Here is a 20,647-nt window from a genome sequence, read left to right as displayed (position 1 = left end):
GCGTCCGGCGTAGCGTTCGGGGGCGCGAGCTCGGCCGTTTTAGGCCAGCTGCCCCGAGTGGTTGGCGTTGTCGATACGGTGATCGGTCGCGGCACCATTGTGCGTGCGCGCGACATCGCCGTTTTGGCCATGGCCGGCGATCCGGTTTGCCAGGGCGACACCATCGAGGTCGCGGCCGGCGGACGGGTCGACATCCGCTTGAACGATGGGGCAATGCTCTATCTGCCAGCGGGCACCCGGCTGGAATTGGGCGACTTCGCGCAGGACTCCGGCAGCAGTTCGCATCGGGGCCTGTTTGCCAAAACCAGAAGCATCTTCCGCTTGATCGGCAGCCGGCTGGCCGGGTCGGGCATCCTGACCGCGGACACGCCGATTGGCACCGTCAGGGCGAGCGGCTTCAGCCTGCTGTCGTTCGCCGCGCTGACCTTCTCGCTCTTGAAGGACGCCCGGGCCGCCGAGCCCAACGTCACCTTCCTGGACGACGACACCATCACCTACAAGGACATGCACCACGGCGTGTTCGAGCTGGTGACGAAAGAGGCGAACCCGCGGCATATCGTCGTCGACGACCCCGGGGTCACGGTCATCCTGACCACAAGAGGCTCGTCGGTCGGCGTGAGCCAGGTCTCGAACAGCCCTGCCCACATGGAGGATTTGCGCAACGCGCAACAGGAGGCGCTTGCCGGTTACGCGAAGGGAGTGTGGGCAAAGGGCTCCGGCATGCCCGCTTACGATGGGTCGCCGCTGCTGCAACCGATCAATTTTTCCGACCCGGACCCCTCGCCGATACCAAACCAGCTCGGGCCGCTCCCCGGGACTGTCCTCCCCTACGTCATCATCTACCACCCGCCGCCACAGCCGCCGAAGCTGAACCTCGGCGTGGCGCCGACCGAGGTCGATACGTCGGTATTCGACGATTTCAGCACCGCGCACGGGACCTTCTCCGCCTCCACCACCAACGGCGGCGCAATCACCTTCGGCGTCGTCGGCGGCGTCGCCAGCAACATGGTGCGGGGCGCGCAGACCTACGACGTCTCGAGCGTCGGCACCTTTGGCACGTTCTACCTCAACAGCGCGAGCGGCGCTTATACCTTCGTTCCCAACAACGATGCGATCAATGCGCTGAAGGTCAACGCGATCCAGAGCTTCGTCATCACGGTTTCGGACGGCACGCTCATCTCCAGCGAGAGCTTCAACATCACGATCGTCGGCGTCGATGACGCGTCCATCATTTCCGGCGTCATCAATGGTTCGGTGGTCGGCGCGGTCGGCGTCAACGGTGCCTCGCCCAGCCTGCTCATCGCAAACGGCCTCCTGACCGATACCGATGTCGACGATCCCGCCAACACTTTCGCGACGGTGAGCACGCCCACGACAAGCGCGGGCGGCTATGGCTCGTTCACGATCACGACGGACGGCGTGTGGACCTACACGCTCGACAACGACAACAGCACGATTCAGGCCCTCGGGGTAGGTGATGTGCTGACCGACAGCTTCACGGTCACCACGATCGGCGGCACCCCGCAGGTCATCACGATCACCATTCACGGCCCGCTGATCGGGGCCGGGACGGCGCCGTCACTGACGCTGAGCGAGACGCATCTGACTGCGACCGCGCTGGACGACAACATCGCGGGCTCGGCGCCGAATGCGGCACTGACGACGGTTTCGGCCGACTTCTCGGCTGCATTCGTCACCGCAAGCGGCTTGACCGGCACGACCCTCAGCTACGCGCTGACGATCACCGGGGGCAACGGCACCGCATCCGGACTGATCGATTCGCACACCGGCCTCGCCGACCTGCTGGTTCTGAACGGCAACACCATCGAAGGCCGCGTCGGCGCAATCGACGGCACACTGGCATTCACCATCGCGCTCGATCCGATCACGGGACGTGTGACCTTTACCGAATTCCGTGCGGTGACACAGCCGCTCGGCACCAGCCCGGACAGCGGCGAAGGCGTGACGCTTGCGACGGGGGTCGTCACCCTGATCGGGATCGTCACGACGAACGGCGAATTCCAGGATGTGACGCTCGATCTCGGCAGCAGATTGACCATCACCGACGACGGGCCGAGCATCAGGACCAATCCCACGGCTCCGTCGCTGACGCTGAGTGAGACACATCTGACGGCGACGGTGCTGGATGACGGCATCGCAGGCTCGGTACCCAACGCGTCGCTGACGACGACGTCAGCCGACTTCTCGACCGCGTTCAGTTCGGTTCAGGGCGCGGACGGCGCAACGATCCAGTATGCGCTGGCGATCGCCGGCGGCAACGGCGCCGCCTCGGGCCTGATCGATTCGCACACCGGCCTTGCCGACGTGCTGGTCCTGAACGGCAACACGATCGAAGGCCGGGTCGGCGGCACCGCCGGCACGCTGGCATTCGCCATCACGCTCGATCCGGCGACCGGGCGGGTGACTTTTACCGAGTACCGGCCGGTGAAACAGCCGTTCGGCACCGACCCGGACGGCGGCGAGGCCATCGGGCTATCTGCCGGAGTGGTCAGCCTGATTGCAACCATCACCGACAGGGATGGCGACTTCCAAAGCGCGAGCCTCGATCTCGGCATCCGGCTGAGCATCAGCGACGACGGCCCGACGATTGCCACCAGCGGGACGACGCCATCGCTGACGCTGAGCGAATCGCATCTGACAGCAACGGCGCTGGATGACAACATCCCGGGTTCGGCTCCGGATCTGTCGCTGACGACGATCTCTGCCGATTTCTCGACGGCCTTCACCTCGGTCCAGGGCGCGGACAGTGCCGCAATCCGCTATTCGCTGACAATCGCGGGCGGCAACGGCGCGGCGTCGGGTCTGATCGATTCGCACACCGGGCTGGCCGACGTGCTGGTCCTGAACGGCAACACCATCGAGGGCCATGTCGGCACGACCACCGGCACCTTGGCGTTCAGCATTGCACTTGATCCGATGACGGGCCGGGTCACCTTCACCGAGTACCGCGCGGTGAAGCAGTCCGGCACCAGCTCCGAGGGCGGCGTCACGTTGGGCGCGGGCATTGTAAGCCTGGTCGCCACCATCACCGACAAGGATGGCGATTTCCAGATCGCCCACATCGATCTTGGCCAGCAGCTCACGATCACGGGCGACAACCCGAGCATCGCGACCAATGGCACCACCCCCTCGCTGACGCTCAGCGAGACGCATCTGACCGCGACCGCGTTCGACGACAATATCGCAGGCTCGGCGCCGAACGCGGCGCTGACGACGACGTTTGCCGACTTCTCGACGGCGTTCAGCTCGGTTCAGGGCGCGAATGGCGCGACCATCGGCTACGCGCTGACCATCACCGGCGGCAACGAGACCGCCTCGGGCCTGATCGACTCGCACACCGGCCTTGCCGACGTGCTGGTCCTGAACGGCAACACCATCGAAGGCCATGTCGGCACAACCACCGGCACGCTGGCATTCACCATCACGGTCAATCCGGCGACGGGACGCGTGACGTTCACCGAATACCGCGCGGTGGTGCAGCCGCTCGCCAGCAGCCTGGATACCGGCGAAGCCGCCGGTTTCAGCTTCGGAATCGTGAACCTGGTGGCGACGATCACCGACAACGACGGCAATGCGCAGAGCGCGAGCCTGGATCTCGGCAAGCAACTCACGATCACCGACGACGGCCCGAGCATCAGGACATCGGGTACGACGCCAGCGCTGTCGCTGAGCGAGACTCACCTCACGGCGACGACATTCGACGACAACATCGCGGGCTCGGCGCCGAATGCGGCGCAGACCACGACAGCAGCCGACTTCTCGACGGCGTTCACCTCGGTTCAGGGCGCCGATGGCGCGACCATCAGGTACGCGCTGAAAATCACCGGCGGCAACGGGACCGCCTCCGGCCTGATCGATTCGCACACCGGCCTCGCCGACGTGCTGGTCCTGAACAGCAACACCATCGAGGGCCATGTCGGCGCCACCACCGGCACGCTGGCGTTCATCATCACGGTTGATCCGGTGACCGGGCGCGTCACCTTCACCGAGTACCGGGCAGTGACACAGCCGCTTGGCACCGATCCGGATCACGGCGAAGGCGTCACGCTCGCCGGCGGGATCGTCAGCCTGACAGCGACGATCACCGACAAGGACGGCGACTTCCAGAGCGCGAGCCTCGACCTCGGCAAGCAGCTGACCATCACCGACGACGGCCCGAGCATCACGCTGAGCGGGACCACGCCGTCGCTGACGCTGAGCGAGACACACCTGACGGCCACAGCGTTCGACGACAACACGGCCGGTTCGGCGCCGAACGCGTCGCTGACGACGACGTCAGCCGACTTTTCGACGGCATTCTCCGCTGTTCAAGGCGCGGATGGTGCATCCATCGGCTACGCATTGACGATCACCGGCGGCAACGGCACCGCCTCCGGCCTGATCGACTCGCACACCGGTTTCGCCGACATACTGGTTTTGAACGGCGACACGATCGAAGGACATGTCGGCTCGACCACCGGTACGCTGGCATTCACCATCGAAGTTGACCCGGCGACGGGTTCCGTGACCTTCACCGAGTATCGCCCGGTGACGCAACCGCTCGGCACCGCCCCCGACACCGGCGAGGCCGTCGCGCTGAACGCCGGAACCGTCAACCTGGTTGCGACCGTCACCGACAAGGACGGCGACTTCCAGAGCGCGAGCTTCGATCTCGGCAAGCAGCTGACGATCGCCGACGACGGGCCGTCGATTGGCGGCTTCCCGGACACCGACATCGCCGCTCAGGACAACCAGACCGTCAATGGCACTTACAGCATCAATTTTGGCGCGGATGGCGACGCCGGAATGTCCGTTGCGGTCCACAACGGCGCGGTCGGCGCCACCGGCTACAATCTGGCCACCTCAAGCCTCGGCGGCGGCATCACCTCGGTGCATGTCACCGGAAACGGCGATGACTATAGTTTCTACTATACCACCCATGTGGTGAGCGGCGGCGTCGAGATGGACGCCTACCTTTCGGACTCCGGCGGCACGCTGGCCGATCCCTACTTCAAGCTGCTGATCGATCCGGACGGGACCTTCTCCTTTAATCTCGAGAGCGTCGATGTGCTGAAGCAGGTGACCGTAGCGGGCTCCACGTTCGGCGCCTCGGGCGGCGGCACGCCGTCGCTGACGGCTCCGGATGGAGTGCTCGTCATCACCGGATCCGACAACGGCGGTCATCCGATCGATGTCAAGGCGTCGAGCAATGGCATTGCGGTCGGCGACACCGGGCTGAGCATGGATCCCAACGAGCAGTTGAACCTCGCATTCTCCAACGAGGAGCCGCAGATCAGCTTCATGCTGACCCAGTGGCAAGGCAACGGCACGGCAGGCGTGGTCTTCAAGGTGCTCGACGGCAGCTCCGACGTGCACGACTTCAGCATCGACATTCCAAAGCCACATAGCGGCAACGCCACCGTCTTCGTGCAGGAAACGTCGGACAGCTCGCTGATCAACACGTCGACCTTCGACGTCGCGACATCGACCTACACGCTCTATGTCGGCAAGGAGTTCAACAAGGTCCAGATCGACTACGATCAGGCGGCAAGCGGCAACGCCACCTTCGCGATCAACAACATCACCTATAACGAGAAGACGACCATTCCGAGCACCGATCTGCTGTTCGACGTGCTCGCCACCGACAGGGACGGCGATTCGGCTGCGACCAACCTTCAGGTCGATATTCTGGGCGCCACGACCGCGGCGCCCGCGCCGATCTTTGCTGCCATGGGCAGCAGCATCATTTCAGACCCGGTTACGCACGTGCAGCACGATCTGATTTTGTAGGCCCTGAAGCCTGGTGAAGGTTCTGGCCCGCGCCAAACGTTGGCGCGGGCCGGGATTTTGTCTCGAGACTGGTCTCGTATCAGTGCCAGCCCTCGCCGGCCTTCAGCGCCGCTGAGAGGCTGCGCGTCGGGCGCGTCACCAGCGGCTCCAGATCGAAGCGCTTCTCGAGCATCCTGAGGATCGACGTGGTGTCGAAGTCCTCATGCGCGACGCCCGACTTGTTGAAGCGCTTGGCGATCAGCAGCGCCGGAATGCGGGTGCCCGGGCCCCACTGGTCCGCAGCCCTGGCTTCGGCGCCATGACGGTTGTGCGGCGGCGGCGGGACGTGATCCCACTGGCCCCCGAACTCGTCATAGGTGATGACGATCAGCGTGTCCTTGCCGTCAGGCCCCTCGACGATCGCCTTGACGAGATCGACGAGATGCTGGCTGCCTTCGGACTCGCTGGTGTAGCCGGGATGCTCGTTCTCCTCGCCGATCGGCTTGATGAAGCTGACCTGCTTGAGCCGGCCGTTCTTGGCCGCCTGAATGAACTCCGCCTCGTCCTTCAGGTGGTCCCTGCGGGCCTGCGTGCCTGGCGCATAGTTGGCGAAGTAGTTGAACGCCTGATGGTGATACTGGAAGTCCACGTCGGGGCAGTTCGGGAACACTGCGGTGGAGACATGGTTCGGATCGGTGCAGGTGGTTCCGTTGCCGTTGGTCCAGCCGGAGGCGCCGACGTCACCGTTGGCGTTCGACCAGCCGCCGGAATACCAGGCCCAATCAACATGCTTGGCCGACAGCCGATCGCCGATATTCGGCGTGTGCAGCGGCGGCAGGCGCTTGATGTCGGGGGTACCCGGCGAATAGGGCTGATAGGTCGGCTGCGTGGTGTTGACCGCGTAGTCGCCGCAGGCGAGGCCGGCCGGCAGACCGGTCTGGTTGCACTTGGCGGTCAGCTGCGCATCTTTCACGGTCGAGAGCGGAGTATAGAGCGGCGTGCTGGTCGGCATGCCGTTGGCGTCGACGATCGAGTGGAAGTCGTTGGCGCTGCCGTCGTTCAAGGCGCCGACGAACTGCGGCGCCGCGGCCGCGACCAGGAACTGGTGGTTGAGGAACGAACCGCCGAACGCGCCCTGGAAGAAGCTGTCGGCGATGACGTAGTTCGGCGCGCCGTGGCCGTGGAGATAGGTGTAGATCGGCAGCTTCTTGGTGTCGTAATAGCCCATCACCAGGCCCGCAGCATCGCTGCCGGTCATGTAGCGGTTCTGCCGGCCGCCATTGAGCTGATACTGCTCGCTGTAGAAGCGGTGCACGATGTCCTCGGTGCAGCCGCCGGGCGCGCCGGTGCCGTTGAGGAAGCCGTGCGCCGCGAAAGCGCCGAGCGGCTTCGGACAGGTGGTCGCCGAGGTCGGGATGAACTCGTTGATCTCGAACGGCTTGTTCTTGAAGGCGCTGAGGATCGCGACCGAGCCGGTGTTGTCGGTGCAGGTGGTCGGCTGCGGCGACGGCGAGGTCAGGTTGACGTCGTTCTGCAACAGACAGGCATAGACGGTCTGATTGTCCTGCCGGACCTGCAGCGTATGGGCCTGGTCGGCGTCGGCGGTGCCGTTGATCCGGTCACGGCCGACATCGCCCCAGTGCCCGTAGAGGTTATCGAAGCTGTGGTTTTCCTGGTAGATGACGACGATGTGCTTGTACTGATGCACACCTTCATGGCCGCGGTCGCGCAGGTCACGCAATTCGTCCCGCACCTCGTGCTTGAACTCATCAACGATCTTTTCGACCAAATTCTCGGCGTTTGCCACCGGCGAGATGGCAACGGCGCCAGCAACAATCGCGAGCGCCGGAATGGCTCCCCAAAGCCGCATAGTGCTCTCCTGATTTCAGAAAGAAATAGAAATGGAATTACACGCTATGCAAAACACATTTCGCTGGGATGACCGTTTTTCGACGCCCGCACAAACGCATCATTGGAGCGCTTTCGCGCCGATAGAGTTTTTGCCGGATGAGATGTGCAGATCGGTTTCTACTTGGTTGCCGTCATCAAACCGCAATCAACAATCGTCTATCCAATCAGACGGTCATTGATCCTGCCGACAGGAAACTGTCACACGCGTGACATCTTCCGGCACGCGGCGGCGCATATGCATTGTGACGGAGGGCATCATCTCGCAATGGCTTGGGATATTCTGGCGTCCGAGTTCGGAAGATGTCGCGACACGTCCGCCGATCGCGCGAGACCGGCACGTATCGTGTTGCTGGCACTCGTCGTTGCCCTGCTTCCGTTGCGCGCGATAGCCTTCCCGCTCGGCGGCGACCAGACCGTGCTGCCGGCCGGCACCGAATTGTCCGAAGACGCGCTGGCGCGGCCGCGCGAGCTGTTTCATTCGGAAGCGATGGGCGGGCGAAAGTCCTATCTGGTCAATCTCGGCGATCTTGCCTTCAACTCGCCCGCCATCCTGGGCGGCAAGGCGCGCCAGGCCGAGATGAGCTGCGGCACCTGCCACGTCAACGGCGCATCGAACCCGAAACTGTTCGTTCCGGGCGGCATCCTCCCGCCCGGGCACGTTCGACACCTCAAGCCTGATCTTCAACGCGAAGACATTCAACAGCATCCTCGATCCGGTCAGGATTCCGAGCCTGCGGGGCGCCCGCCTCCTCGCCCCCTACGGGCACGACGGGCGCATCACCTCGCTGCGCGAGTTCGTATATAATGTCATCGTCAATGAATTTTCCGGCCCGAAGCCGAGCGACCAGGTGCTCGACGGCCTTGTCGCCTATATCAACGACATCGATTTCCTGCCCAATCCAAGGCTTGCGCCCGGCGGCAGGCTCGGCACGCAGGCCAGTGTCGAGGAACGGCGCGGGGAGCAGTTGTTCTTCAAGCCGTTCCCGAAGCAGGCCGAGCTGAGCTGCGCCGGCTGTCATATGCCCGCGAGCACCTTCAGCGACCAGCTGCGTCACGACATAGGCTCTGGCGGACTGGTCAAGACCCCCACTTTGCTGAACGCCAATTTCAATGCGCCCTACTTCCACGACGGCCGCTACGACACTTACGAACAGGTGGTCGAGCATTTCGACCGGATTTTCGACCTCGAGCTGTCGGCCCAGGACACGCAGGACCTCGTGGCCTATCTCAATGCGGTCGGCGACGGCGAACGCCCCTTCGACAAGGACGGCGTCGTGCTCCGGATGAAGGAAGTGCTCGAGCTCTCGAGCGTGCTCGAGGTCGCGATCGCGGCCGCCGATACCGCGGTGGTGTCACTGGCCGTGACCGGGGTCGGCGCCGAGCTGCGCGAATTGACCGAGCATATCCCCGACATCAGGAACGCGACGGTCGGCGGCAAGGACGAGCGGCTGGCGGCGCGTGCGATCCTCAAGGATCTCGTCCTCACCCTGCGCCGCATCGATCTCGAGGTCACGGCCGGCCATACCGACGAAGCGATGGCCGAATATCGCAGGTTTGCCCAGCTGGTGAATTTCGACGTTCCCGTCGCCCTGAAAAAGGCCGAGCCCTGGTCGCTGTTCAACGGCAACGTGCATCAGTCGCACTACTCCGCACTCGGCCGGTTGCTGCCGGCGACCAGCCAGCAATCGCAGTGACGCAGCGCATGCTCACTGCGAGGCCGGCGGCGCGACCCACACATCGCTCTGCTGGATCCTGCGGATCAGCGCCTGCGGATCGAACTTGCGCAGACCTGCCGGGATTTCGAAGGCCTGCGCCGGCTGCGGCTCGTCGCGGATGTGCTCGGCGGCGATCACGGTCCCATCCGCGGTCCTGATCCGCACCGTAAACCGGCGCGCGCGGTCGATCCAGCCGACAAAGCCGGCACCGGACGGCGCCGTGATCCGATAGATCTCCATGTTGCGGCCGCTGACTGCTTCCGCACCGTCGCGTTGGCAATGCCACGCGGCGGGATCGACCGGCGCAGCCAGTTGCGCGATCGCCTGCCATTGCCGGCAGGGATCGTCCGGATCGACCGCAACGAACATCCCTGTCAACGGGCTGGACTGCCTCGCGTCCATGAAAACATGCGCGCCGGGACGGACGAAAACCGCCGCCGGCTTAGCCGCATCGACCAGGAAGAAGCCGTCCGGCAGCGCGCTGGTCTCCAGTCGCACCCGTCCGTCCAGCACCCGTAAAGCTCCCACGGTGGTTGCCGCATCGTCTTTCCTGGCAACGAGGTCGGCGGAAAACTGCTGCGCCACGGCCTGCGTCGCGGCATTCGCCAGAATGGACATCGCAAGCAGGCCGGCTGCCGCTCTCGGCTTCGCGTGACGCTTCATCTGACGTTTTCCGGTCGATCGGGTGGTCGATGGGCAGAACATGACGGCGCCGACCGAACCATCGGTTCGATCGGCGCCGGCCTAGATTCGGATCAAGTGCTCGTTGTGGACGAGCGCTCGATCACTCGGTGTAGGACAACGTGACCGGCTTGCTGAAGTCGAACGCGTCGAACAGATCAGACAGCGCCGGGCTGTTGGTCGGAACGTACTCGTTGTTCTTCGCGTAGCTCGGGTTCGGCAGGTTGTCGCGGCTGCGGTTCGTCAGCGGCTGGAGACCCCAGTTGCGCTCGATGAACTTCAGCAGCGAGACGTGGTCGGCGTAGTTGTGGTTGACCTTGCCGCCCGTCGAATAGGGCGAAAGGATCAGGGTCGGGATGCGCGGCCCGTCGCCGAAGAAGTCGATCGACTGCGTGTAGCCCGAGTCCCAGTAGCCGCCGGCCTCGTCCCAGGTGATGAAGACAGCGGTTTCCGCCTTCAGCTCCGGGTTGTTCTCCAGCGCGTTGAGCACGTTCAGGACATAGGCCTCGAACAGATCAACCTTCGAGCTCTGCGGATGACCGTCGAGCAGACCGTCCGGCTTGCCGAACGACACCGCAGGCAGCGTGTTGCCCTGGATCGCCGTGATCAGATCGGCAGTATCCTTCATGTGAGCCTGACGCACGGCCGGGTTGGCCATGATCGAGGTCGCATACTGGAACGGATTGCAGATCTGGCAGTAGGCCACGCCGAGCGCGTGCGCCGGATCGGCGACCGCAGCGGCGCTGAGGTTCGGGTTCGACGGATTGGCCGCAACCGCGGCGTTGGAAAGCGCCACGGCGTCGTTGAACGCACCACCATAGAACGCCCAGGAAATGTTCTTCTCCATCAGCGCATCGCCGATCGTGCGAACCGACGACGGCGGCACGTTGTTGCCACCCGACAGCGCACCGTTCGGCAGATAGCCCGGATTGACGTTGTTGAGCATGTAGTAGTGGTTCGGCTTGCAGTTCGGCTCCGCCGCGTACGGCAGGTTGTTGAGGTAGGTGACGATCGGCTTCACGCCGGGCTGGAACACGTCGGAGCAATTGCTCCAATTGCCGTCGACGGTGTAGCGGTTGACCGAGCCCGCGACCGGATTCGGGTTGGCGATCAGGGCGGCCGGCGGCGTCACCGGGTTGCCCTTGCCGTCGCTCCAGAACTCCGCGTCGCCGGTGCCGAGCATGAAGTGGTTCGCGCCGGTGCCGCCGTGGAACGACTGGTGGAAGTTGTCGCTCAGGGTAAAGCGGTCGGCCAGCATCTTCAGGACCGGAGCCTGACCCTGCTGGGCATTATAGAAGCCCATCGAGTTGGCCATGCTCTTGTTGGACGACGAGTAGGTCGCCATCACGAACGGGAACAAATCGTTCAAGCAGCCCGAATTGTTCTTCTTGGTGGCGTTGGCGGCGCTGCAATCTTCCTGCTGCCAGTCCTGGTAGAAGCGATGCGTCGAGTCGCCGGTGTAGTCGTCGTCGCTGATCTGCTCGCCCTGCAGCGGGAACGGTCCGTTCAGGCCGCCGGCGCCGGGAACGCGGGTATCGAGCACACCGGTCGGCAGGCCGCTGAAGCCGGTGGTGAGGATATCGAGATCGGCCGGGTCCATGTCCTTCTCGACGCTGGCCTCGGCGATCGTCTTGAACGGAGGCGACGTGTCGCTCTGCGCGGTCGGCGTGCCGTTGGTGTTCGGCTGCGGCATCAAATTGGTCGCGTTGTAGGGCGACTTCGAGATCACAGGCGCGCCGATATAGTAGGCGGTCTGGCCCGCGACCGAATACTGCTGCGCCTGCGCGAAGTTCGGTCCCGGCGTTCCATCCTCGTTGACGATGCTCTTCGACAACAGGTTGGAGATGGTCTGCCCCTTGCCCTTCGGCTTGTACACACCGAAGGTGTGATCGAGGCCGCGGTTCTCACCGATCAGAATGATGACGTGCTTGATCGGCGACGCGGTCTTCACGCCGTGATCGCCGTCGCCATGATGGCCATGGTCCTCATGCTTCGCACGATTGCCCTCTTCGTGCGCCTGATTGGTGTGATGCGAACGCTTGTCCCAATCACTGCGACCGCCCGGATAGTGCGCGGCATATGCGGCCGTTGCGACGAGTACCGTTGACGCGATGCAGAGCGCGGTGCTGGTTCGCCAGTGCTTTTTGTAATTCAAACTCATTGTCGACCTCAGGGTGTTTTGCGGTTAGCAACGCACCCTGCTTAGTGCGGCAGTATGACGCATGATTTTCGCTTACGTGAAAGCGCACGAGAAATTTCGAAACATTCAAAGATTTTCTGTGGAGACATCTGCAACGCGCGCAGCTTCTGCACGATTCTACACTTCAACCGAAGCTCAAAACGATCAGTGCGCAACATGCTTGGAGCGCATCACCTGGCGAAGCGCAGCATAATGCTGGTCATGCACATCCTGATTGAACAGCGACCACGGCTCGGCGCTCGCCAGGAGCGCCGGCACCGCAGCGGCCATCAGGTTGCGATAGTTCCTGAACTCGTTCGCAGCATCGGCGTTGCGTCCCGCAGCAACCGCCATCTCGATGCGCCGCAGCGTCAGCACGAGCTCCTTGAGACCGTTGCGCGCGAGCACGCGCTGCTGCTCGCCGCCGGATACGCTGGTATTCTTGCGGTCGGGATATTGCTCGGTCAACTCGCGCAGTTCGCGCCCGATCGTGTCGACCGCAAGCGCGACGACGTCCTTGTCGCCGGCAGGAATCGCGGTCGCGAGCACCGACGAGAAATCGTTGATCTCCTTCAGCGTCGCACCGGCTCCGTCGCGCTCGTAGGGCTGCACGCCATCGCCGACCGCCGTGAGGTAGGCGACGAGGTCGCCCTTGTCCTGCGCCGAGAGCTCGAGCTGAAAGGTCCGGTCGAAATAATCGACGACCTGATTGTAATTATCGAACCGGCCGTCGTGGAAATACGGCGCGTTGAAGTCGGCGTTGCGCAGCGTCGGCGTCTTGAACAGGCCGCCCGACCCGACGTCATGCTGCTGGTGATCGACGAAGCCGGACGATGGAACATGGCACCCCGCGCAGCTCAGCGCCGCATCGTGCGGGAACGGCTTTGCGAACAACGCTTCGCCGCGACGCTCGGCGTCGGTGATCTTGCCGGCCAGCCGCCCGGCCGGACCGAGGCTCGGATTGGGCAGGAAGTCGATGTCGTGGAGATAGGCCACGATGGCATCGAGCGTTGCCGGCGACGGCTCGGGACCCGCGAACTCATTGGTGATGACGTTGTGGACGAATTCGCGCAGCGAGGCGAAGCGGCCATCGGCGCCGTAGGGCGCCAGATAGCGGGCGCCGCGCAGGCTCGGGATCCGCACCGGATCGAACGCCAGGTTGTTGGCCTTCGGATTGAACAGGGGACCCGTGGTGTCGAACGTGCCGGGCCGGCTCGACATCTTCGGCATGAAGAACTTGGCGTTGTTCGCGCCATTGACGTGGCAGGTGCCACAGCTCACGCCCGCCTGTCGCGCCACCTCGCCGAGCAGCCCGGGCGAATTGAACGCGAGATCGCCGAGATTGACCAGATACGACTTGGCGCCGGTCCGCTCGGACTGGAACACCTCGCGCGGCTTGTCGAGCGCATCCTCGTTCAGCTCGGTCGCCACCGGCAGCACGGTCTTGTCACCGTCGACCGGAAACGCCGCCGCACGCCCGAGCAGCGCAAGGGCGAAGGCACCGGAGAGCAGCGCAGCCAGACGCAGGTGAAGCGATCTCATCGCGCCTGCGCCTCCAGGGTCGGGCGCTGCAGCCCGAGTTTTGCGGACGCGCTCTGCAATGCGACGACCAGCTCCTCGCTGGTCTGGCGCAGATCGGCGATGTTGACATGCGGCAGATCGGGCGTCGCGACGATCGCCTCGAGCTGCTCGATCCGGTTGGTCACCATCTCGTCGAGCTTGCCGTCGACGGTGTTGAGCGCGGCGGAGAAGATCGTGTGGTACGCGAAGTCGATGCCGGCGATGTTGTTGCGCATGTCGTCCAGCGAGGTGCCGCTGATGCGCGACTCGCCGCCATCCGCCTTGCTCTCGCCGACCTCATAGGCGAGCCGCACCGTGCCATCCAGCAGCCCTTGCGGCGTCAGCTTGATATCCCTGAGCTTGCCGTGCAAATCGTTGAGGTGCTCGACGAGGCCGGCCGCATCGGTGGCTACCTCGGTGCTGCCGGCGCCGAACAGCTTCGCCTCGATGGCGTGGAACCCAGTGTCTGCGTTCGGCCAGGCGTCGATCTGCGCATCGAGCTCGGGCACGAAGCCCGCGGTGAATACTTCCGAGCGCTCCCAGCCGGCGCGCGCCGACAGCCAGGCCTTCTTCGCACCGGGCAGATCCGCCGCAGCGGCGCGCTCGCGCAACGCACGCGCGCCCGCCAGCGCGCTGGCGACGCCCTCGATCAGATACGGCCGATAGCGCTCGGCGCCGTCCTCGAGAGCGCCCGCTTTCGCGGCGCGCACGCCTGCCGACGCTGCCAGCAAAGCCAGGCACGCCGCCACTCGCATCATGTACATAGCCAACCCACTCATCGGCCGCGAAGGGCTCGCGGCACGTAGCGGAGCGAACTATTGTCGGTATCCACTGCGGATTTGTGACAGCGCAGACTTTTTGTCGCACCTTTTCTGCTTTGCGATCGTTGTTGACGATCACAATCGCGCAAAAAACATCGCGGGATGATTGGTCGATTGAAAATGCTGTTCAACGCGCGCGCATTGTTGCAACACAGGGCCGGCACGCGTCACACTTGTCCCCCACCATGCAGATCGATCGCGAAGCTCTTTATTTCATCGGATCTTACGGCGCGCTTTGCCTGCTCTGCTGTGCCGTGGCGCTGATCGATCTGCGCCACGGCATCATTCCCAATTGGCTGAACCTTGCGATCGCGGCGCTCGGGCTGGCGAACGTCGTCATCACGGACAGCACGACAGCCGCCTTCAGCGCGCTTGGGATCGCCGTCCTCGTCGGCGTCCTGTTCTTTCTATTGCAGCGGCTTTACTTCGTCCTACGGCACGTGGACGGCTTGGGACTGGGCGACGTCAAGTTTCTCGCCGCCGCGACGATCTGGGTCGGTGCCTTAGGCATTCCGACGCTGCTGCTGATCGCGGCGCTCGCGGCCCTTGGCGTTGCCGGCGGCTTGCAACTTGCGGGACGTGAAATGAAGCGCCAGACCTCGATTCCGTTCGGTCCGTTCCTTGCGCTCGGGCTTCTTCTGACGCCAGCCCTTCAGAACTGGCTCGGGTTGGCGACCTAGCGCGCCATCACTTCTGGCGCCGCGCGGCAAGCGGCATCCTCTCGGTGCTGACCGGAACGATGCGGGCATCGCCGTTCTCGTCACCGCCGGGCTCGGGCAGTGTGAGCACCGCCCCCTGCTCGTCTTTCTGCATCGTGACTTCGCGCCCCTTGATGGTGCGCAGCTTCCATCCCTGGAACTCGTCGCCGAGCTTCAGCCGCAAGGCGGTCTTGTTCGATTGGTCGAGGAATATCCCGAAGCTCTCGTCGTCGCCGGCGATGGTGCCGACCAGCGACAGCGGCGGCGGCTCGGCCGCCACCTTGCGCGGCGGCGGCGGCGGTGGCTTGCTGACTTCCGGTTCCGCGACCACGGCCGGCGGCGGCCGCCGCGACGGCGAGAACACCGGACGGTCGCGCGTGTTGGACAGCATCTTGAGCGGAATCCCCCACAGCGGATTTGCGCTGAGCGGCCGCGGCGTCGGGGCCGGCACGGGCGCCACCCGGACCGACGTCACCGGTTCGGAAGGCGGCGGCGAACTCAGCACCGGTCCACCCAGACGGGTGTCGTCGAGCATGCCGGCGTCCAGGGCGTCGCCGGCCCGGTCAGGCACGGCCGCCGGCGCAGAAGAGGCCGACACGGCCAACAGCAGGATGGTCGCTGCAAAGCGTCGCATCATTTGGCTCCTCGCCATTGTCCGGATACGCCGAGCAGCACGCGCAGCTTGCCGGGATCGGCGCCCTTGGCGGCCTCGTCGGCGACGGGTTGCACGACCAATTGGTCGATGAACAGGAACGGCATGCCGGCCTCGAGATCGTAGAGCACCTGCTGCAACTGCGCCTGCTCGATCTCGGAGCTCGCGACCATGCTGATGAAGCCGGCCTTGGCCGGCGCGCTCGGAACGTCGAGCTGCGTCGACAGCACGTTCCCGCCGGCCTTGATCACCGCGCCCGACACGCGTTGCAGCAAGGTGGCGCCCGCAACCGTGACGGTCGCGCCCTCGAGATAGGCCGATCCGGTCGGCATCGCGGGCTGGCCGGGCGCCGTGTTCGCCTTGGACCGCCCCTCCAGCTGTTCCAGCAGTCCGGCCGATGCCGCAACATCGCTGCGCAGGCCGATGATGTCAGAGAGCGACGAGATGACGACGAACAGCAGCAGCACGAACAGGCCGAGATAGCTCGCGCTCGCGACCAGCGGCGCGGTGCTGACGGCGGTCAGCGATCGGGATGCTGCGCTCATGAGCCGGACCCAAAATAGGCTGAGATGTTGGCCTCGACGTGGAACCGCTCCGCCGTCTCATTGGCCGCGCGCGTCGTCGGCGCGAAAAACGTCGCGCGGGTGAATTGCGGCGACTGCTCCAGCAAGCGGATCAGCGATGGCGCATCCTGGGTCAGTCCGACCACCTGCACCTTGTTGTTCTCGATGCGGAGCTCCGTCACATAGGTCGTATCGGGCAGCACGCGCGAGATCGCCTCCAGAACCATGACGCTCGACGGCGTGGTCTGCTTGCGCTTGGCGAGCAGCCCGAGCCCGGACGAATCGCCGTTGGTATCGAGACGCAACGCGGCGCGGCGCTGCGAGATCCGGTGCTGCAGGTCCTCCTGCTCGGATTGGAGCCAGCCGCCGAAATAGATGTTGAGCAGCAGCGAGACCGCCGCGGCCGCCGCCGTCGAGATCAGCCCGATGCGCAACAGGCGGGGAACCTGAGGTCCAGCCAGGCCGCGCAGCGATTTGTCGAGCAGCATCACCTGCTGCGGCGCGCCGTCGCTGCCGGCCGCCGGCGCCGAGACCGCAACGGAAGCGGCGCCGAGCTGCCGCGCCATCCGAACCAGCGGATCGACCTTGGCCGCCGCGGTCGCACCGAACGCAACTTCGATGCGGTCATTGGCGATCGGCTGCGGCTCGCCCCAGCCGAACACCGCATCGGCGGCAGTCCATGGCGTCAGCCGGTCGACCTGGGCGCGGATCATGCCATCGAGGAAGTCGCCGGCCTGGCTCGGGAAATCGAGCACGCGGCCGACGATGTGATCGGAGCGCAAGCGCACCTCGATGCGACTGCCGTCGAACGCGGTCTTCCACTCCGCCGGCAGCGGTGGCTGCGGCACATCATGGTCGAGGCGGAACGAAACCGGCGTCGACGGCGCGCCGTCCTTCGCCGCCGCAAGGCGCGCGGTGAAGCTGCCGTCGCCATTCTCGTCGAGCTCGACGCTGCGCCGGCGCATGAACCGGCCCGCGACGCCGTCGACGGCCGTCGCAACCGCGCCAATCCATTGCTCGAACCAATGCCGTGTCTCGGCAAGTATCGCCATCAACCTCTCCCCCGCTGCAGAACCGTCACGCGCGGTTCGACATCGTTCTGCCAGGACAACACACGATAGGGCTCGGCCTTGTCGCCGAGTGCAATCACCGCCTCGGAATCGGTGCGATGACCGTTGCGGAATCGGATCGACACGGCGATCCGGTAGCACGGGCTCTGCGCCGTCGAGGCCGCAGTCTGAGGGTTCGGCGCCTGCGATCCGGCCTGGAGGCCGCCGTTCGGCGAAGGAGCGCTCGCCCCAAGAGCAGCCGAGCCGAAGCCGTCTGGTTGCTTGCCCGATGCCTTGTCCACGGCGAGCGCGAGTTCCGGCGCGGCGATGGTCGGATCGACATCCGGGCTGCCGTTGAACACCGTCACGAACGGCAGCACCCGATCGACAAAGGCTTCGGGGATGCCGGCGACCAGCGCCAGCTCATTGACATGGGTGAACAGGCCCTGCCGCGGCGCATAGCCCAGCGCATTGTAGCGCGCGGCCTCGACATTCTCGCTGCCCGGCGTGGGCCGGGTCCGCCAGCCGACGATCCGGTCGGCATATTCGCTGGCCGCGTCCTTCCGGGCCCCGAGCACGACGAACAGCCCGCTCAGCATCTCCTTCGACGCGTAGTTCAGATCGAGCCGGCCGGCCTCCGACGTGAAGCTGACAGTGACGCTGGCGTCGTCGAGCCCGAAATGAAACGCGCCGTATTGCGGCCGCGTCTTGTCGTCGGTCAGCGTCAGCTGGTAGGCGGTGAGCTCGAGCCCGGCCGACACCAGCGCCTCGGTCTGCAACGAGATGTCGCTGGCCGCCAGCGCGCGCGCCGAGGCGGCCAGATAGGCCGAGAAGATGATCGCCAGCGACGACAGCGCCAGCAGGATCCACAGCACCGCGACGATGACGAAGCCACGATCGGCCGGTGATCGGCCGCGATTGCCGCACGTGCGCATCACGTCTTCCCCTGGTCGGTGGCAGCAGCATCGGAATTTGGCTTGTCGCCGCAATTGCCGTCGGGCTTGGTGCAGTCGCTCGGAATCTGGACGTGGAGCGGCGCGATGGTCGACACCGACAGCACGCGCTGGCTCGCCGCGTCACGCACGGTCAGTCGGATCATCGCCGGCAGCTTCTCGGCATCCTTCCACGCGCCCTTCCAGGCCCGGTCAGGCCCGGCATAGGCAAAGGACAGCCGATACGGCGCGCGCAGCAGCACGACCGGGCTGCCGAGATGCACCTGCTCCGACAGCGACACGCCGTCAGCAAGCGGCGTGAAGCGCGTCTGCGTGCGAACCGTGACGAACTCGCCGCGATCCCTGACCTCGCCGAGACGCACCACGTCGAGGCCCGGCCCGGCGTTCGGCCCCACCGACGTCCGCACGAAGGTGACCGACAATTCCGATCCGTCGAACAGCGGCTTGTGGGTATCGCGATTGGCAGCGACGAATTCTGCCGCGGCGAGGTCGGCGCCGATCCGCTCCAGCGCGATCCCGATCAACTCGCTGCGCTGGATCCGGTCGAGCCCCTTGTTCCAGCTCGGCAGCCATTGCGCCGTGATGCTGGCGAGCGCCGACAACAGCAGCCCCATCAGCGCCAACGCGACGATGGCCTCGATCAGCGTGAAGCCGCGCTCACCCGTGCGCTGTGCTGTGCCGGCGCGGGTCATTCCGTGGACCTCGGCATCAGGCGTACGGTGCGGATGTCGGACAACGCACCGCCCGGCGATTTGACGCGAATCCGCACCAGCTCCGGGGCCCAGGGCACGTTGCCCTCGGGCACCGTCCACTCGCCGCCGAGCGGACTGACGTCGATCGTCCAGCGATAGCCCTCCGCCTGCCCGGTCGAGCTGCCCGATTGCAATTCGGCGCGCGGCGGAATGCCGATTGTCATCAAGGTGCGCACCGCCTGCATCAGCGCGACGTGCTGCTCCATGGCCTTTACGCCGCGCGTCTTGACCCCCATCACGGCGCCGATCGCAACGATCGAGACAGCCACCAGCGCCAGTGCCACCAGCACTTCGATGATGGTGAATCCCGCATCCCTGCGGTTAGTTGACGGCGACGTCGCGAGCAACGATTTCAACCCTTCCGGTGAGCCAGTTGACGCGGACCTCATATCCTGCATCGAGCCGCGTCAGCGCGATGGAGCCGCCGCAGGAACCGCCATTGGCGAAGAAGCGGATGGTCGACAGTGCCGCGCGGCGCTGACAGCTCTGCGGCAGCACGGCGTCGAACCGCACGTCATCGGGGATCCGCACCGTCATGCGCGACGCGCCGGAGTGGATCACCCGGCTCGGCGCATCGACCAGCGTCGCGACGCTGATGCTGCGCTCGATCGCGGCATTGCGGTCGGCCTTCAGCAGCGTCGCGGCCTGCAGCGCGTAGGCCTGCAACCGCGACCGCGAGGTCTGGTGCGGAATGAACGGAAGCAGCACGGCCGAAAGCAGCGCGATGATGGCGAGCACGCACACCATCTCGAGCAGGGTGAATCCGCGCTGCGTCGCGTCATTCATGCTTGGCGTGCATCCTTATCCGTCACTGCTGGTCGTTGTTGGAGGCCGTGGTCTTCTCGAGCGAGATGTCGGCCGAGGTGCCGCTGCCACCCTCCTGACCGTCGGAGCCATAGGAGACGATGTCATAGGGCCCGTGCTCGCCGGGCGAGCGATAGAGATAAGGGTGATTCCATGGATCGTTCGGGACGTTGCCGCCCTTCAGATACGGGCCGTTCCAGGCCGCGACACCGGGCGTGCGCCGGACCAGCGCGGCAAGTCCCTCGGCCGTCGACGGGAAGCGTCCGGCGTCGAGATAGAACAGGTCGAGCGCGCTGGAGAAGCTCTGCAACTGGATGCGCGCGGTCTTGACCTTGGACTCGCTGAGATAGTTGAGCACGCGCGGCCCGATCAGCCCCATGATGAGGCCGATGATCGCGATCACGACCAGCATCTCGACCAGGGTGAAGCCCGCCTCGCCCGAACGACTTGCCGCTTGCGATCGGGCGCGATTGCGTGCCGCCCGCGTGGAATATGCCTCGATGGTGCTGTTCCGCGATATCATGTCCGATGACCTCTGCT

Annotated in this window: 17 protein-coding genes; 4 read left to right on the top strand and 13 right to left on the bottom strand. The window is 65.0% G+C overall.

Features of this window, described 5'->3' with window-relative positions; translation table 11 throughout:
• Positions 1-57: 57 nt before the first annotated feature.
• Positions 58-5,790: a DUF5801 repeats-in-toxin domain-containing protein gene (locus tag ACVMB0_RS12645; RefSeq protein WP_461346443.1), complete on the top strand. Its 5,733-nt coding sequence runs from the start codon at positions 58-60 to the stop codon at positions 5,788-5,790.
• Between the two features lie 79 nt (positions 5,791-5,869).
• On the opposite strand, the gene ACVMB0_RS12640 is transcribed toward ACVMB0_RS12645, so the two are convergent.
• Positions 5,870-7,639: an alkaline phosphatase family protein gene (locus ACVMB0_RS12640; protein WP_461346442.1), complete on the bottom strand. Its 1,770-nt coding sequence runs from the start codon at positions 7,637-7,639 to the stop codon at positions 5,870-5,872.
• Positions 7,640-7,783: 144 nt separating this feature from the next.
• Between ACVMB0_RS12640 and ACVMB0_RS12635 the strand changes: the two genes are divergently transcribed.
• Positions 7,784-8,485 carry a hypothetical protein gene (locus ACVMB0_RS12635; protein ID WP_461346441.1) on the top strand — a complete coding sequence of 234 codons (702 nt, stop codon included), beginning with the start codon at positions 7,784-7,786 and terminating at the stop codon, positions 8,483-8,485.
• 43 nt (positions 8,486-8,528) lie between these two features.
• Positions 8,529-9,374, top strand: a complete 846-nt coding sequence (locus ACVMB0_RS12630) for a cytochrome c peroxidase (RefSeq protein WP_461346440.1) — start codon at positions 8,529-8,531, stop codon at positions 9,372-9,374.
• Positions 9,375-9,386: 12 nt separating this feature from the next.
• Here the strand turns inward: ACVMB0_RS12630 and ACVMB0_RS12625 are convergent, their stop codons facing one another.
• The 4 genes from ACVMB0_RS12625 to ACVMB0_RS12610 all read right to left on the bottom strand — a co-directional run bounded on the left by ACVMB0_RS12625 (position 9,387) and on the right by ACVMB0_RS12610 (position 14,579).
• Positions 9,387-10,058, bottom strand: a complete 672-nt coding sequence (locus ACVMB0_RS12625) for a hypothetical protein (protein WP_461346439.1) — start codon at positions 10,056-10,058, stop codon at positions 9,387-9,389.
• Positions 10,059-10,179: 121 nt separating this feature from the next.
• Positions 10,180-12,231 (bottom strand): alkaline phosphatase family protein, encoded by a 2,052-nt coding sequence (locus ACVMB0_RS12620; protein WP_461349642.1) that lies wholly within the window; start codon positions 12,229-12,231, stop codon positions 10,180-10,182.
• A 189-nt stretch (positions 12,232-12,420) separates the two neighbouring features.
• Complete coding sequence (locus ACVMB0_RS12615; protein ID WP_461346438.1) at positions 12,421-13,797, bottom strand: cytochrome c peroxidase; 1,377 nt, start codon at positions 13,795-13,797, stop codon at positions 12,421-12,423.
• Entirely contained in the window at positions 13,794-14,579 is a 786-nt protein-coding gene (locus ACVMB0_RS12610) for an EfeM/EfeO family lipoprotein (RefSeq protein WP_456750468.1), read from the bottom strand. The genes ACVMB0_RS12615 and ACVMB0_RS12610 overlap by 4 nt, the downstream gene beginning before the upstream one ends.
• Before the next feature lie 125 nt (positions 14,580-14,704).
• Between ACVMB0_RS12610 and ACVMB0_RS12605 the strand changes: the two genes are divergently transcribed.
• A complete protein-coding gene (locus ACVMB0_RS12605) occupies positions 14,705-15,316 on the top strand; it encodes a prepilin peptidase (protein ID WP_461346437.1) in 612 nt (203 codons plus the stop codon).
• 7 nt (positions 15,317-15,323) lie between these two features.
• Here the strand turns inward: ACVMB0_RS12605 and ACVMB0_RS12600 are convergent, their stop codons facing one another.
• Genes ACVMB0_RS12600 through gspG form a run of 8 tightly spaced genes read right to left on the bottom strand, consistent with a single transcriptional unit; the run spans position 15,324 to position 20,630 of the window.
• Entirely contained in the window at positions 15,324-15,968 is a 645-nt protein-coding gene (locus ACVMB0_RS12600) for a hypothetical protein (protein WP_461346436.1), read from the bottom strand.
• Positions 15,968-16,531 carry a type II secretion system protein GspM gene (gene gspM, locus ACVMB0_RS12595; RefSeq protein ID WP_461346435.1) on the bottom strand — a complete coding sequence of 188 codons (564 nt, stop codon included), beginning with the start codon at positions 16,529-16,531 and terminating at the stop codon, positions 15,968-15,970. Before gspM ends, ACVMB0_RS12600 begins: the two co-directional genes overlap by 1 nt.
• Entirely contained in the window at positions 16,528-17,601 is a 1,074-nt protein-coding gene (locus ACVMB0_RS12590; protein ID WP_461346434.1) for a PilN domain-containing protein, read from the bottom strand. The genes gspM and ACVMB0_RS12590 overlap by 4 nt, the downstream gene beginning before the upstream one ends.
• On the bottom strand, positions 17,601-18,533 hold the full coding sequence (locus ACVMB0_RS12585) for a type II secretion system minor pseudopilin (protein WP_461346433.1): 933 nt from the start codon (positions 18,531-18,533) through the stop codon (positions 17,601-17,603). The genes ACVMB0_RS12590 and ACVMB0_RS12585 overlap by 1 nt, the downstream gene beginning before the upstream one ends.
• Positions 18,533-19,243 carry a PulJ/GspJ family protein gene (locus ACVMB0_RS12580; RefSeq protein ID WP_461346432.1) on the bottom strand — a complete coding sequence of 237 codons (711 nt, stop codon included), beginning with the start codon at positions 19,241-19,243 and terminating at the stop codon, positions 18,533-18,535. The genes ACVMB0_RS12585 and ACVMB0_RS12580 overlap by 1 nt, the downstream gene beginning before the upstream one ends.
• A complete protein-coding gene (locus tag ACVMB0_RS12575) occupies positions 19,240-19,692 on the bottom strand; it encodes a prepilin-type N-terminal cleavage/methylation domain-containing protein (RefSeq protein WP_461346431.1) in 453 nt (150 codons plus the stop codon). The genes ACVMB0_RS12580 and ACVMB0_RS12575 overlap by 4 nt, the downstream gene beginning before the upstream one ends.
• Positions 19,625-20,089: a prepilin-type N-terminal cleavage/methylation domain-containing protein gene (locus tag ACVMB0_RS12570; RefSeq protein ID WP_461346430.1), complete on the bottom strand. Its 465-nt coding sequence runs from the start codon at positions 20,087-20,089 to the stop codon at positions 19,625-19,627. Before ACVMB0_RS12570 ends, ACVMB0_RS12575 begins: the two co-directional genes overlap by 68 nt.
• 22 nt (positions 20,090-20,111) lie before the next feature.
• Entirely contained in the window at positions 20,112-20,630 is a 519-nt protein-coding gene (gspG, locus tag ACVMB0_RS12565; protein WP_461346429.1) for a type II secretion system major pseudopilin GspG, read from the bottom strand.
• Between the last annotated feature and the right edge of the window lie 17 nt (positions 20,631-20,647).

It is taken from the genome of Bradyrhizobium sp. USDA 4451 (assembly GCF_054822585.1).
Note: the sequence above shows the minus strand (reverse complement) of the source record. Positions and strands in the feature narration are given on the sequence as shown.